At 73.1% G+C, this 13,297-nt stretch carries 12 protein-coding genes and 1 pseudogene; 3 read left to right on the plus strand and 10 right to left on the minus strand.

Annotation, left to right across the window (positions count from 1 at the left end):
- A partial coding sequence (locus ACFZAU_RS28870) for an ATP-binding cassette domain-containing protein (RefSeq protein WP_500554671.1) occupies nt 1–181 on the minus strand: 181 nt, incomplete at its 3' end.
- Between the two features lie 191 nt (nt 182–372).
- Here ACFZAU_RS28870 and ACFZAU_RS28875 point away from each other — a divergent pair.
- Nucleotides 373–1,158 (plus strand): GNAT family N-acetyltransferase, encoded by a 786-nt coding sequence (locus tag ACFZAU_RS28875; RefSeq protein ID WP_500554544.1) that lies wholly within the window; start codon nt 373–375, stop codon nt 1,156–1,158.
- A 40-nt stretch (nt 1,159–1,198) separates the two neighbouring features.
- On the opposite strand, the gene ACFZAU_RS28880 is transcribed toward ACFZAU_RS28875, so the two are convergent.
- From ACFZAU_RS28880 to ACFZAU_RS28890, 3 genes are read right to left on the minus strand one after another with little or no spacing between them, the layout of a single operon-like run.
- Nucleotides 1,199–1,594 (minus strand): VOC family protein, encoded by a 396-nt coding sequence (locus ACFZAU_RS28880; RefSeq protein ID WP_500554545.1) that lies wholly within the window; start codon nt 1,592–1,594, stop codon nt 1,199–1,201.
- A 33-nt stretch (nt 1,595–1,627) separates the two neighbouring features.
- Complete coding sequence (locus ACFZAU_RS28885; protein ID WP_500554672.1) at nt 1,628–2,173, minus strand: GNAT family N-acetyltransferase; 546 nt, start codon at nt 2,171–2,173, stop codon at nt 1,628–1,630.
- A 17-nt stretch (nt 2,174–2,190) separates the two neighbouring features.
- Nucleotides 2,191–2,769, minus strand: coding sequence for a helix-turn-helix domain-containing protein (locus tag ACFZAU_RS28890; RefSeq protein WP_499609919.1), 579 nt, complete (start codon nt 2,767–2,769; stop codon nt 2,191–2,193).
- Between the two features lie 229 nt (nt 2,770–2,998).
- On the opposite strand from ACFZAU_RS28890, the gene ACFZAU_RS28895 reads away from it, so the two are divergent.
- Entirely contained in the window at nt 2,999–4,027 is a 1,029-nt protein-coding gene (locus ACFZAU_RS28895) for a Gfo/Idh/MocA family protein (RefSeq protein ID WP_500554546.1), read from the plus strand.
- Between the two features lie 725 nt (nt 4,028–4,752).
- Here ACFZAU_RS28895 and ACFZAU_RS28900 read toward each other — a convergent pair.
- The 5 genes and pseudogenes from ACFZAU_RS28900 to ACFZAU_RS28920 all read right to left on the minus strand — a co-directional run bounded on the left by ACFZAU_RS28900 (nt 4,753) and on the right by ACFZAU_RS28920 (nt 10,029).
- Nucleotides 4,753–6,279: a glutamate synthase subunit beta gene (locus ACFZAU_RS28900; protein ID WP_500554673.1), complete on the minus strand. Its 1,527-nt coding sequence runs from the start codon at nt 6,277–6,279 to the stop codon at nt 4,753–4,755.
- A 137-nt stretch (nt 6,280–6,416) separates the two neighbouring features.
- On the minus strand, nt 6,417–8,162 hold the full coding sequence (locus tag ACFZAU_RS28905; protein WP_500554547.1) for an MFS transporter: 1,746 nt from the start codon (nt 8,160–8,162) through the stop codon (nt 6,417–6,419).
- A gap of 31 nt (nt 8,163–8,193) precedes the next feature.
- Nucleotides 8,194–8,673, minus strand: coding sequence for a MarR family winged helix-turn-helix transcriptional regulator (locus ACFZAU_RS28910; protein ID WP_500554548.1), 480 nt, complete (start codon nt 8,671–8,673; stop codon nt 8,194–8,196).
- A gap of 198 nt (nt 8,674–8,871) precedes the next feature.
- Nucleotides 8,872–9,222 (minus strand): annotated as a pseudogene (locus tag ACFZAU_RS28915) (ISL3 family transposase); the annotation flags it as partial.
- A gap of 12 nt (nt 9,223–9,234) precedes the next feature.
- A complete protein-coding gene (locus ACFZAU_RS28920; protein ID WP_500554549.1) occupies nt 9,235–10,029 on the minus strand; it encodes an alpha/beta fold hydrolase in 795 nt (264 codons plus the stop codon).
- 77 nt (nt 10,030–10,106) lie between these two features.
- Here ACFZAU_RS28920 and ACFZAU_RS28925 point away from each other — a divergent pair, with 77 nt between their 5' ends.
- Nucleotides 10,107–10,469, plus strand: a complete 363-nt coding sequence (locus ACFZAU_RS28925) for a MerR family transcriptional regulator (protein WP_500554550.1) — start codon at nt 10,107–10,109, stop codon at nt 10,467–10,469.
- 115 nt (nt 10,470–10,584) lie between these two features.
- On the opposite strand, the gene aceE is transcribed toward ACFZAU_RS28925, so the two are convergent.
- Entirely contained in the window at nt 10,585–13,260 is a 2,676-nt protein-coding gene (aceE, locus tag ACFZAU_RS28930; protein ID WP_500554551.1) for a pyruvate dehydrogenase (acetyl-transferring), homodimeric type, read from the minus strand.
- Nucleotides 13,261–13,297: the final 37 nt, after the last annotated feature.

The raw sequence follows: 13,297 nt of genomic DNA on the forward strand, positions 1-13,297 counted from the left end.
GGCCGGCGTCGGCGCGGTCCAGGCCGCCGATGATGTTGAGCAGGGTGGTCTTGCCCGAGCCCGAGCGGCCCTTGAGCGCCACCAGTTCCCCGCGGGCCACCGAGAACGACACCCCGCCCAGGGCGTGCACCGCGGTGTCCCCGGCACCGAAGGTGCGCACCAGGTCCTCGACCACGACCATCGCCTCGGAGGCCGCCCCGTCGCCCGCCGGGCCCTCACGCCGTTCCAGCAGTCCCTCACTCATGCCGGTCAGCATAATGGGGGGTCCCCGCCTGCGAGGAAGGGCTTTCGCACGCGGGTGCGGAAGCCCCGGCGCCTGACACGTGTGACAGCATGCTCGCGCGCGGGACGGCGGCAGGCGAAGGAGACGCGTTGAGCACGGCGAGCACGACCGGTACGGCGAGCACGGAGGCACTGGCAGCGGTCACCGCCAACTTCCGCCAGTATCTGATGGGCTGGGGCGGGACCCGGCGCGAAGACGGCGGCCTCGACCGCTACCGCAGCGGTCTCGCCACGCCGCAGTTCAACGGCGTGGTCCGGATACGGTCCCTGGAGGCGCTCGACGGGGCGGTGGCCACCGCGCGCACCGAACTCGCGGGCGTCCCCTGGTGGTGGTGGGCCGGCCCCGACAGCCCCGAGGGCACTTCCGCCGCCCTGACCCGGCACGGCGCGGTCCCGCTCGGCGCCCTGCCCCTGATGGTGCGGCCCGTCGACCACGCACCCGACCCCCAGGACCCACCGGCCGGCCTGCGCGTCGAGGCGGTCGCGACCCCGGACCGGCTGGCCGGGCTGGTCGGCACGTACCGCACCTCCATGGGCATCGCCGCCGAACTCGAGTCCGGGCTCGTACGGTCCGAGACCGAACGGGCCGACAACGCGGACATCGTGCGCCTCGCCGCCGTGCTGGACGGTGACGTCGTCGGGACCACGGTGGTGATCACGGCGCAGGGCGTCGCCGGCATCTTCCTCGTGCACGTCGCCGAGTCCCACCGCCGTCGCGGCATCGGCGCCGCACTGACCACGGCCGCCCTCCGCGTCGCCCACGAGCGCGGCACCGGCCTCGCCGCCCTCCTCGCCAGCCCGGCCGGCGAGCCCCTCTACCGCCGCTTCGGTTTCACGACGGTCTCCGAGTACCGGCTGTTCACCCTGCCCGGCTGATCCCCCGGCGCGGACAGGGCCCCGGCTGCGGCGCCGGTCCTCAAGCGGACGGTGCCAGGCTCCGCAGGACGTCGAACTCGTTGCCCTCGGGGTCGGCCATGACCACCCAGCTCCGGCCGGTGCCCTGGCCCACGTCCACCTTCGTGGCGCCGAGGGCGAGGAGCCTGGCCACCTCGTCGTCGGTACTGCCGTCGACCGGGCTGACGTCCAGGTGGAGCCGGTTCTTCACGGCCTTGTCCTCGGGGACCCGGATGAACACCAGGGTGGGCGGCATCTGGCGGGCCCGGACCTCCTCGACGGTCGGCACCCAGGAGCCGATCTCGACCTTGTCCTCGCCCCGGTCGATGACCTCGAAGTCCAGTACCGCGCACCAGAAGGCCGCGAGGCGCTCCGGATCGTGGCAGTCGACGGTCAACTCGGTGAACCTGCTGGTCATTTCTCCCCCAAGCGGTGCGGACGGGTGCTCAGCCTAGGGGGTCGTCGCGACGGGGCACGCGGACGCCGGCGCCTTGAAGAAGAAGGTCGTCGGCCTGAGCATGCCCGCGGGGTCGGCGGCGTGGCCGGGAACGGTGCCGTAGGGGGTCCAGCCGGCGGTGCGGTAGAGGCGTTCCGCGGGGCTGTCCGTCTCGGTGTCGAGCAGCAGAAGCGCCGCGCCCGCGGCCGCCGCGGCGTGTTCGGCGGTGGTGAGGAGGGCGCGGCCGAGGCCGTGGCCGCGGGCGCGGCGGTGGACCATGAGCTTGAGCACCTCGGCGCGGTGGCGGCCGTTGGGCTTCGCCTCGTGGGCGAGGCTGACGGTGCCGGTGACGCCGGCGGCGTCGCGGGCGGCCCAGACGACCAGGTCGCCGGACGCGACGGCGCGGGCGCGGGTGCGCCACCAGGCTGCCGCCTCGGCGTGGGTGAAGGGGGCCAGGAAGCCGAGGGAGGCGCCGCCCTCGACGGCGTCCACCAGGAGGGCGGCGAGGCCGTCGACGGCGTCCGGGAAGGCCGCGGCGGACAGCGGGTCGATGGTGTGCACGGGGGCGGGGGCGTCCTTCACGGCAGTACGACCACCACGGCGTACCGCGCGCGATCCGGGCCGGGGCAGCGGAAGCGGGAGGCGCCCCAGAGTCGGTAACGGAGGCAGTCGCCGGGGGCCAGGCGGTGGGCGCGGTCCTGGACGGTGACCTCGAGCGTGCCCTCGCGCAGCCACACGTGGTGCTCGAGTCCGGCGACGGGCGGCCCCTCGTACGCGATGTCCGCGCCCGGGTCCAGCACGCCCTCGACGATCTCGGCGCGCAGCCCCGGCTGCGGCGGGGAGACGGAGCGCCGCTCGAAGCCGGAGGGGGCGTCGGTCCAGACACGCTGGTCCGCGGCGCGTACGAGCTGGGCGGGCTCGCTGCCGCTCTCGACTTCGGCCAGCAGTCGCGACATGGTGCGTTCGTACGCGGTGCACAGGCGCCCGAGGAGGGCGGCCGTGGGGCTGATCTCGGCGCGTTCGAGGCGGGAGAGCGTCGAGCGGCTGATTCCGGTGCGCGTGGCGAGCTCGTCCAGGGACCAGCCGCGTTCGTCGCGCAGCTCGGCGAGGCGCGCTGCCAGGCGCGCGTCGACCGATGCGGGATCGATGTCTCTCACATCCGGGACGATATCCGATGTCGTCGAGCGGGTGCCGGTGCTCCGCCCGCGACGGCGCCCCGGGCCCTGCCCCCACCCCTGCCCAGGCCCCTGCCCGGGGCCGTCACGGGCCGTTCGCCCGCGCCGTGTACCGTCGCCGACGGGGTCGAGGCCGGATGGTTCGCGCCGAGGCCTGCAGGTGGTCCCTCGGGGACCACCGTCCCGTACGCATGGAAGAGGTACGCACCGCATGACCACCGAACCGTTGCGCATCGGCGTGCTCGGCGCCGCCCGTATCGCCGGGGCCGCCATCGCCGGCCCGGCCCGCACCACCGGCCACCGCCTCGTCGCCGTGGCCGCCCGCGACCGCTCCCGGGCCGCGGACTTCGCGGCCGAGCACGGCGTGGAGCGCGTGCTGGACACGTACGCCGACGTCATCGCCGACCCCGAGGTCGAGGCCGTCTACAACCCGCTCGCCAACGGCCTCCACGGTCCCTGGAACCTGGCCGCCATCGCGGCGGGCAAGCACGTGCTCAGCGAGAAGCCCTCCGCGAGCAACCTCGAGGAGGCCGTCGAGGTGCGCGACGCGGCCGCCAAGGCGGGCGTGGTCGTCATGGAGGCGTTCCACTACCTCTACCACCCGGTCGCCCGCCGCATGATCGAGCTGCTGGAGTCCGGGGAGCTCGGCGAGCTGCGGCACGTGGAGACCGTCGTCAACATCCCCGCCCCCGCGGCCGAGGACCCGCGCTGGTCGCTGCCGCTGGCCGGCGGCGCCATGATGGACCTCGGCTGCTACTCCCTCCACGCGGTCCGTGCCCTGGCCCCGTTCGCCGGCGGCGCCCCGCGCCTGGTGGCGGCGCGCGGCGGCGAGCGCGCCGTGGCGCCCGGCGTGGACGAGTGGCTGGACGCGGACCTGGAGTACCCGGGCGGCGCCACCGCCTCGGCCCGCTGCCACATGGACGCCGAGGCCCTCGAGATGACCTGGCGCATCGTCGGCAGCCGGGGCGAGGCCACCGCGCCCTGCTTCGTGTTGCCGCACAACGACGACCGGGTCGTCGTCCGCACTCCGGACGGCGAGCGGACCGAGGAGCTCGGCAGCCGGCCGTCGTACGCCTACCAGCTCGAGGCGTTCGCGGCGACCCTGCGCGACGGTGCGCCGCTTCCGACGGACGCCGACGACGCCGTCGAGACGATGCGCATGATCGACGACTGCTACCGCGCCGCGGGCTTCGAGCCCCGTCCGCGTTCCGCCGCCGTCACGCCGCCGGCGGCCGGCTGACCGGCCGCCCGCGTCGCCCGCGCCCGCGAGGACGGGCTCCGGCCGGGTCGCCGGATCCGGCGTGGAGCCGCGTCCGCGTTCCGCCCGGCGGCGGGCGGGCGGCGTACCCCGGCGGAGAACGGGGACGGTCACCTGCCCTGACTCCGTGCCGGTTTCGCGTCCGCGGCCACGCTGCCCGGCGTGGGAGTGACCGGCGACCGGTGCCTCCGCCGGTCGGCCCTCGGGCGCTTCTTCTTCACCCCGGTGGCGAGGTCGCCGTCGCGGACGGTGTGCCCGGGCCGGGTCAGGGGCTCTGATGTCGTACGGGGTCCGTGTCGCTGCCGTCGGGCGACCGGCGGGTAGCCGGCGTGTTCGGTGTCGGCAGGCTCGTGCTGCCGGCGAACCGCCGACCGGCGCGGCCGGGCCGAGTCGCTGGCCGCCGGCGGGGGACCGGTGGCCGGGGCGTGGGAGTGATCGACGACCGGTGCCGTCGCCGGTGGCCGGCGATCGACTGGACGCGTCATGCGCGACGTGCACCTTCTTTACCCAGTGGCGAGGTGGCCGTCGCGGACGGTGTGCCCGGGCCGGGTCACCGGCTGGCGTCGTGCCGCGTCCGTGTCGCCGCCGTCTACGGCCGGCGGGTAGCCGGCGTGTTCGGTGTCGGCAGGCTCGCGCCGCCGGCGAACCGCCGACCGCCGCGGGCGGCGCGGCCGGCCGGGTCGCGGGTCGACGCCCCCTTGGCGCCGTCAGGCGACCAGGGGCCGGGTCGTCGGTGTGATGGGGGCGGGCAGGCACGTGCTGCCGGTGAGCCATCGGTCCACCGCCGCCGCGGCTGAGCGGCCCTCGGCGATCGCCCAGACGATCAGCGACTGACCGCGGCCCGCGTCGCCCGCGACGAAGACCTTCTCCACCCCGGTGGCGAAGCAGGCGTCGCGGACGAGGTGGCCGCGCCGGTCGAGTTCCAGGCCGAGCCGGTTCACCAGCCCGCAGTCGCGTTCGACCCCCGAGAACCCCAGGGCCAGCAGCACCAACTGGGCCGGGATGACGCGTTCGGTGCCCCGCTGCGGGTGGCGGTGCCGCGGCTCGACCCCGACCAGGTGCAGTGACCGTACGTGCCCCTCGTCGTCGCCCTCGAAGCGGAAGGTCGAGGCGGAGAACACCCGGATGTCGCCCTCCGGGCCGGGCAGCGGCACGCCGCCGTGCTCCGCCGGGTCCCAGACGCCCCGCCGGGCCAGTTCGCGGGCCTCCTCGTGGGCGGGGGAGACCCGGTAGACGTGCGGGTACACCGGCCACGGCTGGTGCTCGGGGCGGCACTCGCCCGGCAGCGGGTTGATGTCGAGCTGCACGACGGAGGCCGCGTGCTGCCGCAGCACCGTGCCCAGGCAGTCGGCGCCGGTGTCGCCGCCGCCGACGATGACGACGTCCTTGCCCTCGGCGCTGACCGGCGACTCGGCCAGGTCCCCCTCCTGGACCCGGTTCGCCAGCGGCAGGTACTCCATCGCCTGGTGGATGCCCGCCAGTTCCCGTCCGGGCACCGGCAGCTCGCGCCAGGCCGTGGCACCCACCGCCAGCAGCACCGCGTCGTGCTCGGCGACGACGCGCTCGGCGTCGAGGTCCGCCCCCACCTCGACCTCGGTGCGGAAGAGCGTCCCCTCGGCGCGCATCTGCGCCAGGCGCCGGTCCAGATGGTGCTTCTCCATCTTGAACTCCGGTATGCCGTAGCGCAGGAGCCCGCCGAGCCGGTCCGCCCGCTCGTAGACGGTCACCGTGTGGCCGACCCGGGTGAGCTGCTGGGCGGCGGCGAGTCCGGCGGGCCCCGAGCCGACCACCGCGATGCTGAGGCCGGAGCGCCGCTCGGGGGGACGGGGGCGGGCGAGGCCCTCCTCCCACGCGCGGTCGGCGATGGCGACCTCGACGTTCTTGATCGTGACGGGGTCGGCGTTGATCGTCAGGACGCAGGCGCTCTCACAGGGCGCCGGGCACAGCCGGCCGGTGAACTCGGGGAAGTTGTTGGTGGCGTGCAGCCGTTCCGCGGCGGCGGTCCAGTCCTCGCGGTACACCAGGTCGTTCCAGTCGGGGATCATGTTCCCCAGCGGGCAGGCCTCGTGGCAGAACGGGATGCCGCAGTCCATGCACCGGCCGGCCTGCGCGGAGACGATCGGCAGCAGGCTCTGGCCGGCGTAGACCTCGTGCCAGTCCTCCACACGTTCGCAGACGGGGCGGCGCGCTTGGGTGCGGCGGGGGGTGGTGAGAAAGCCCTTGGGATCGGCCATGGCCGCCTCCGGCGCCGCCGTCACGATCATGGGGTGTCACGGTGACCGCGTCCCCCGGCACATGACACCGTCTGGCCACCATACGTCGGGTTCGTCGTTATTTCGACGGCGCGGTCACCGTGCTCTCCCGCCGTGGCTCAGGCCGCGGCCCCCAGCTCCGCCGAGCGCGGGTTGATCAGTACGACGTCGCAGGTCGCGTGCCGCAGCAGGGCCTGCCCGGCACTCGCGTCCAGCAGCGCCGACAGCCCGCCGTGGGTGGGCGCCCCGACGACGATGGCGCGGGCCCCGGTGCGCTCCGCGTGCTCGGCGACCAGACGGCCCACCTCCCCGTGGCCGGCGGCGTTCCGCAGCACATGGCCGACGGCCGGGATGCCGAGGGCGGCGAGCCGGTCCAGGTGCTTGCGGACGGCGGTCCGGGCGGCCTCCAGGGCCTCCAGGTCCTCCGCGACGGCGGCCGCGTCACCCGCGACGGCGGACTCCTCGGCGTGGACGACGTGCACCGTACGGCCGTTGATCGTCGCGAGGCGGCCGGCCGCCTCGGTGACCCGCTCGGCGTTCGCGGAGCCGTCCACGGCGGCGACGATGGCACCGCGGCCCGTGTCGCCGGACACCACGGCGTCGTGCTCGACCGGCACCAGTGAGGGGAGGGAGTCGGCCCCGGGCGCCGGCTCCGCCGTGGCGTCGACCTGTTCGGCCTGGACCTTCTCAGCCTCGTTGAGCAGCCCGTGCGCCGTGGAGAGGATCACGATGCCCAGCACGAGCGCCCCGGCGCCGATGTAGAACGGCACGTGGATGCCGAACGCCTCGACCAGCTTGCCCGCGGCGAACGGCGCCAGACCGCCGCCGATGAAGCGGACGAAGCCGTAGGCGGCGGAGGCGACGGCGCGGTCGACCGGCGCGACGGTCATGACCGCCTGGGTGGTGACCGTGTTGTTCACGCCGATGAAGACGCCGGCGACGATCACGCAGACGATCAGCACGGTCCGCTCGTTGGTCCAGATCGCGATGGCCAGCACCGTGAGGGCGAACAGCGCGAGGTTGGCGTAGAGCGTCCGCGCGATGCCCAGCCGGGCCTGCAGGCGCGGGGCACCGAAGACGGCGAAGACCGCGACGAGGGCGCCCCAGCCGGTGAAGACCAGGCCGAGCTGGATCGCGCCGAGTCCCATCGGGAAGGGTGCGTAGCCGAGCACGGTGAAGAACGCCCAGTTGTAGCAGAGGGCGGTGAGCGACATCGTCAGCAGGCCGCGGTGGCGCAGCGCGCGCAGCGGCTCGCTCAGCCCGGTCTTGCGGGCCGGCAGCGGGATCGGCTCCACGAGGACGACGGTGGCGACCAGGGCGATGGCCATCAGCACGGCGACGCCGTAGAACGGGCCGCGCCAGCTCACGTTGCCCAGCACTCCGCCGAGCAGCGGGCCCACGGCGATGCCGACGCCCAGCGCGGTCTCGTAGAGGATGATCGCGCCCACGAAGCCGCCGCTGGCGCTGGCCACGATCACCGCCAGCGAGGTGGCGATGAACAGGGCGTTGCCGATGCCCCAGCCCGCGCGGAAGCCGACGATGCCGCCGATGCTCCCCGAGGTGCCGGCCAGGGCCGCGAACACCACGATCAGGGCGAGGCCCGCGATCAGCGTCCGCTTGGCCCCGATCCGGCTGGAGACCCAGTTGGTGATGAGCATGGCGACCGCGGTCACCACGAGGTAGCTGGTGAACAGCAGCGTCACCTGGCTGGGAGTGGCGTCCAGTTGATCCGATATCGCGGGCAGGATCGGGTCGACCAGCCCGATCCCCATGAACGAGACCACACAGGCGAAGGCGACCGCGAACACGGCCTTCGGCTGTTTGAACGGACTCACGGGACGGGACGATTGCGCGTGCGCGGTCATGTGGCTGCTCCGACGTAGAACGGATGCCTGGTCAATTGCTCCGCTGGGCGGGGCGGGACGAGGCCGGGGGTTGCCCCAGCCGGGTCAGTGCCTCGACGGCCGGCAGTGCGGCCACCAGGGCCGACCGCTCGTCCGGGCTCAGCTGTTGCAGCAACTCCCCGAGCCGCTCGGCACGCACGGCGCGGCGCCGGGCGATGGCCTCCCGGCCCGCGTCCGTGATGTGGACGAGCACCACGCGCCCGTCCGCCGGGTCTGCCGCGCGACCGGCCAGGCCCGCCTCGGCCAGCCGTGACACCACCTGGGTCATCGCCGGCTGCGTGACGCCCTCCAGAGTGGCCAGTTCGGTCAGCCGGAGCGGTCCGGACTGCTCCAGCGTGGACAGCGTGGCCACGGTGGTCAGGGACAACTCGCTCGGCTGGCTGAGCCTGCGCAGCATGCGGTAGAGCCGCTCGAGTGCCCGCGCCACGTCGACGGCGTGGCCGTGGTCCAGGTCGTCACCGGGAAGATGCATAAGACACTTATATCACTGCCTTATGTATCTGGGGAGGGGTGCCCCCGGGGGCGTCCCTCGCGTGTCCTTGGGGCCCGTCGTAGCACGGGAGGCGCGAAGCGGAACGGGAGAGCTGTTCCCATCGGCCGCGGTGACGCGCGCGAACTGTGCAGCCGACGCTCTGACGAACCTTGTCGGCCCGGTAGCGGACGCGGGCTGCCACCGCACCCCACGGCGCGACAGCTTCGCCCGGGGCTCGGCGGCCTTGGTGGTGTCCTGGCGCCACACGTGTCCGCAGCCGGTGCACCGGTAGCGGCGGACGGTCACCTCCAGGGTCGTGGGTCGCCGGCCCAGCGGCTCGTGGGCCAGCCGCCGAGTGACAGTGTCGCGCGGAACGCCTTCGCAGCCGCAGCGGCGGTACCACTGATCGGCGTCGACGACCCGGCGCGCCAGGATGGCGCGACCAGGTTCGAGTCGTTGCCCGACGACTTCGAGGCCGAGCTCGTCGAGGCAGCAGAACCTGATGAGGTCAGGGCCGGCGAACTCGGCGCCAAGGGTCGTGCCGCGCACGTCGAGAGACCCTCACGACATCCTCCTGAGCCAGTCGGCGAAGAGCGCGCGTGTGATGGCTGGTTGATCGAGGTGCGCGTTGTGACCGGCACGGTCAAGGGCGACGTAGGTCATCCGAGGGTAGGTCGTCAGTAGGTCGAACTGGTCGTGGTACCCAACTGCGTCGTCTTGGTGGCCGGTGATCACCAGTGCCGGGCGTTCGAACGTTCGGAATCGTTGTTCAGGGGCAACTGTGAGGTCGAACGACTGGCGGAGTCGCTGCGCGAAAGCCCGGTCGTAGGTGGCCAGGCCGGGTGCGACGTATCGATTGAAGTCGGCCCAGGCTGTCGCGGTGTGTTCAATCGCGGTCTCGGTGAACTCAGCGACCAGCTCCGGGTCCTGCGCGGTGAGGTCAAGGTCCGACTCGACGTCATGGAACGTACGGTGGACGCCACGCCGGCGGTGTTCTCGTGGCGTCACGACCGGGGCGATCAAGGCCAGCCCCAGCACCCGGTCGCCGAACCGCGCGACCAGGTCTCGTGCGATCTGTCCACCGAAGGAGTTACCACAGACCGCGAACGAGACGTCCCCGAGCAGCCGATCGACCGTGTCAGCGACGGTGGCCGCGATGGCATCGGCCGTCGCAGCGATGGAGCCGGCCGGCGTACGCCCGTGCCCGGGAAGGTCCAGATAGATCCGGCGCCACCGAGGATGGTCGGTGAACGCGGACTCGAACGGCAGCAGTAGATGATGGTCCACGGTGTAACCGTGGATGAAGATCAGCGGCGTTCCGTCGCCGTACTCGACTCCATGCAGTTGGTGGCTCATACGCTGCAGCATGCAGGGTTGTCACTAGTGGCAAGGTCAACTCCGGGCCCACGAGCCGCCCCAGAGACAATGGCGTCATGTTGATCGGGGAATTCGCTTCACACGCTGGTACGACACCTCGGATGCTGCGTCACTACGAGGACACCGGGCTCCTCCTGCCAACTGGGCGAGACGCCAACGGGTACCGGGTGTACGCACAAGAGCAGCTGCCTCGGGCGCGGCAGATCCAGGCACTGCTGGCCTCGGGCCTGCCGGCAACGCTTGTGCGTCGACTACTGGACGCCCTGACCGACAACGATGGCATCTATCCCGAGCATGTCGACCCGGCAACGGTGACCGCCGTCGAAAGCGAGTGGGAACGCATGTGCCGATGCGTCGACTGCATGGCTGCCCGCCGCGACGCGCTCCGTGCCTACCTCGACCAACTGAAGACGGAGTGAGCGGCGAAGTACACGTCGACCACGCTGGCGGGAACGGCGGAGGGCCGGGCGCGCCTGTGGCGGCGCGCCCGGCCCTCGTGGCCCCACCCGGGGCGGGGTGGGAGTTCGGAGCTGCTCAGAGGCCGTAGCGTTCCCGGGCCTCCTGGACGGTCTCCCGCTTCACCTCTCCGCGGCCGGCGAGCGCGGCCAGCGCGGCGACGACCACCGACCGGGGGTCCACGCCGAAGTGGCGGCGGGCCGCTTCCCGGGTGTCCGACAGGCCGAAGCCGTCGGTGCCGATCGAGTGCCAGTCCTGCGGCACCCACTGGCTGATCTGGTCCGGCACCGCGCGCATCCAGTCGCTGACCGCCAGGACCGGGCCCGGGGCGCCCTCCAGCACGCGCGTGACGTGGGGGAGCGGCGCGTCCTCCCCGCGCAGCCGGGCCGCGTCGTACTCCAGGCCGCCGCGCCGCAGCTCGCTCCACGAGGTCGCCGACCACACGTCCGCCGCCACGCCCCACTCCGCGGCCAGCAGCTGCTGCGCCTCCAGGGCCCAGTGGATCGCCGTGCCGGAGGCCATCAGCTGCAGCCGCGGCGCGTCGGCGGACAGCCCCGCGGTGTCGGCGGCGCGGAAGCGGTACAGGCCCTTGACGATGCCTTCCTCGACGCCCGGCTCCGCCGGCATGGCCGGCTGGATCTTGGGCTCGTTGTAGACCGTCAGGTAGTAGAAGACGTCCTCCGCGTCGGGGCCGTACATGCGCCGCAGGCCCTCGCGGACGATGACGCCGATCTCGTAGCCGAACGCCGGGTCGTACGAGAGCGCCGCCGGGTTGGTGGACGCGATCAGGTGCGAGTGGCCGTCGGCGTGCTGCAGGCCCTCGCCCGTCATCGTCGTACGGCCCGCGGTCGCCCCGACCAGGAAGCCGCGGCCGAGCTGGTCGGCCAGGGCCCACATCTGGTCGGCGGTCCGCTGCCAGCCGAACATCGAGTAGAAGATGTAGAACGGGATCATCGGCTCGCCGTGCGTGGCGTACGAGGTCGACGCGGCGGTGAAGGAGGCCATGGAACCGGCCTCGGTGATGCCCTCGTTGAGGATCTGCCCGTTCTCCGCCTCCTTGTAGTACAGGAGCATGTCGCGGTCGACCGGGTCGTAGGTCTGGCCGAGCGGCGAGTAGATGCCGGCGCTCGGGAAGAGCGACTCCATGCCGAAGGTGCGCGCCTCGTCGGGGACGATCGGCACCCAGCGGCGGCCGCTCTCCTTCTCCCGCATGAGGTCCTTCAGCAGCCGGACCAGGGCCATCGTGGTCGCGATCTCCTGGCCGCCGGAGCCCTTGGCCAGCGCGTCGAAGGGCTTCGCGGACGGCTCGGGGAGTGCGACGGCGTGCACCCGGCGGGCCGGCGCGGGGCCGCCGAGCTCCGCGCGGCGCTCCTGCAGGTAGCGGACCTCGGGGGAGTCCGGGCCCGGGTGGGCGTACGGCACGAGGTCGCCGGAGAGCGCGCTGTCCGGGATGGGCAGCTCCAGCAGGTCCCGCATGGTGCGGAACTCGGGGACCGTGAGCTTCTTCATCTGGTGGTTGGCGTTGCGCGACTCGAAGCCGCGGCCCAGCGTCCAGCCCTTGACGGTCTGCGCGAGGACGACGGTCGGCGCGCCCTTGTGCGTGGTGGCCGCGCGGTAGGCGGCGTACACCTTGCGCGGCTCGTGGCCGCCGCGGGAGGTGTGGAAGCACTCGGTGATCCTGGCGTCGGTCAGCAGCTTCGCCATCTCGGCCAGCGCCGGGTCGGCGCCGAAGAAGTGCTCCCGGATGTAGGCGGCGTCGCGGGTCGCGTACGTCTGGAACTGCCCGTCGGGGACCTCGCGCAGCCGCCGCACGAGCGCGCCGGTGGTGTCGAGGGCGAACAGCTCGTCCCAGGCGCTGCCCCACAGCGACTTGACGACGTTCCAGCCGGCGGCGCGGAATTTCGCCTCCAGCTCCTGGACGATCTTGAAGTTGGCGCGCACCGGGCCGTCGAGACGCTGCAGGTTGCAGTTGATCACGAAGGTGAGGTTGTCCAGGCCCTCGCGGCCGGCGAGGCCGAGGGCGGCGGTCGACTCGGGCTCGTCCATCTCGCCGTCGCCGAGGAAGGCCCATACGTGCGAGCCGGAGACGTCCTTGATGCCGCGGTGGGTCAGGTAGCGGTTGAAGCGCGCCTGCTGGATCGCGGCGAGCGGGCCGAGGCCCATCGACACGGTCGGGAACTCCCACAGCCAGGGCAGCCGCCGCGGGTGCGGGTAGGAGGGCAGGCCGTCGCCGCCGGCCTCCTGGCGGAAGTTGTCCAGCTGCCGTTCGGTGAGCCGGCCGTCGAGGAAGGCGCGGGCGTAGATGCCGGGGGAGGCGTGGCCCTGGACGTACAGCTGGTCGCCGGAGCCGTCGCCCTCCTTGCCGCGGAAGAAGTGGTTGAAGCCCGTCTCGTACAGCCAGGCCGCGGAGGCGAAGGTGGCGATGTGGCCGCCCAGGCCCAGGCGGCTGCCGCGGGTCACCATGGCGGCGGCGTTCCAGCGGTTCCATCCGGCGATGCGCCGCTCCATCTCCGGGTCACCGGGGAGTTCGGGCTCCGCGGCGGTCGGGATGGTGTTGATGTGCTCGGTCTCCAGCAGCGAGGGCACCGACAGTCCGGACGCCTGCGCGTGGTCGAAAGTGCGGCGCATCAGGTAGGCCGCGCGCTCCGGACCGGCGGCACGGCTGACCGCGTCGAGGGAGGCGGCCCATTCACCGGTCTCCTCGGGGTCGGGGTCCGGCAGGTGGCCGAGTGCGCTCAGCGTGGCGTCGGTCATGGTGAACGCCTTCCAGATGGTTCCGTGCGGGCAGGGT

The sequence above is a fragment of the Streptomyces sp. NPDC008238 genome, assembly GCF_042956445.1.
Taxonomy (GTDB): Bacteria; Actinomycetota; Actinomycetes; order Streptomycetales; family Streptomycetaceae; genus Actinacidiphila.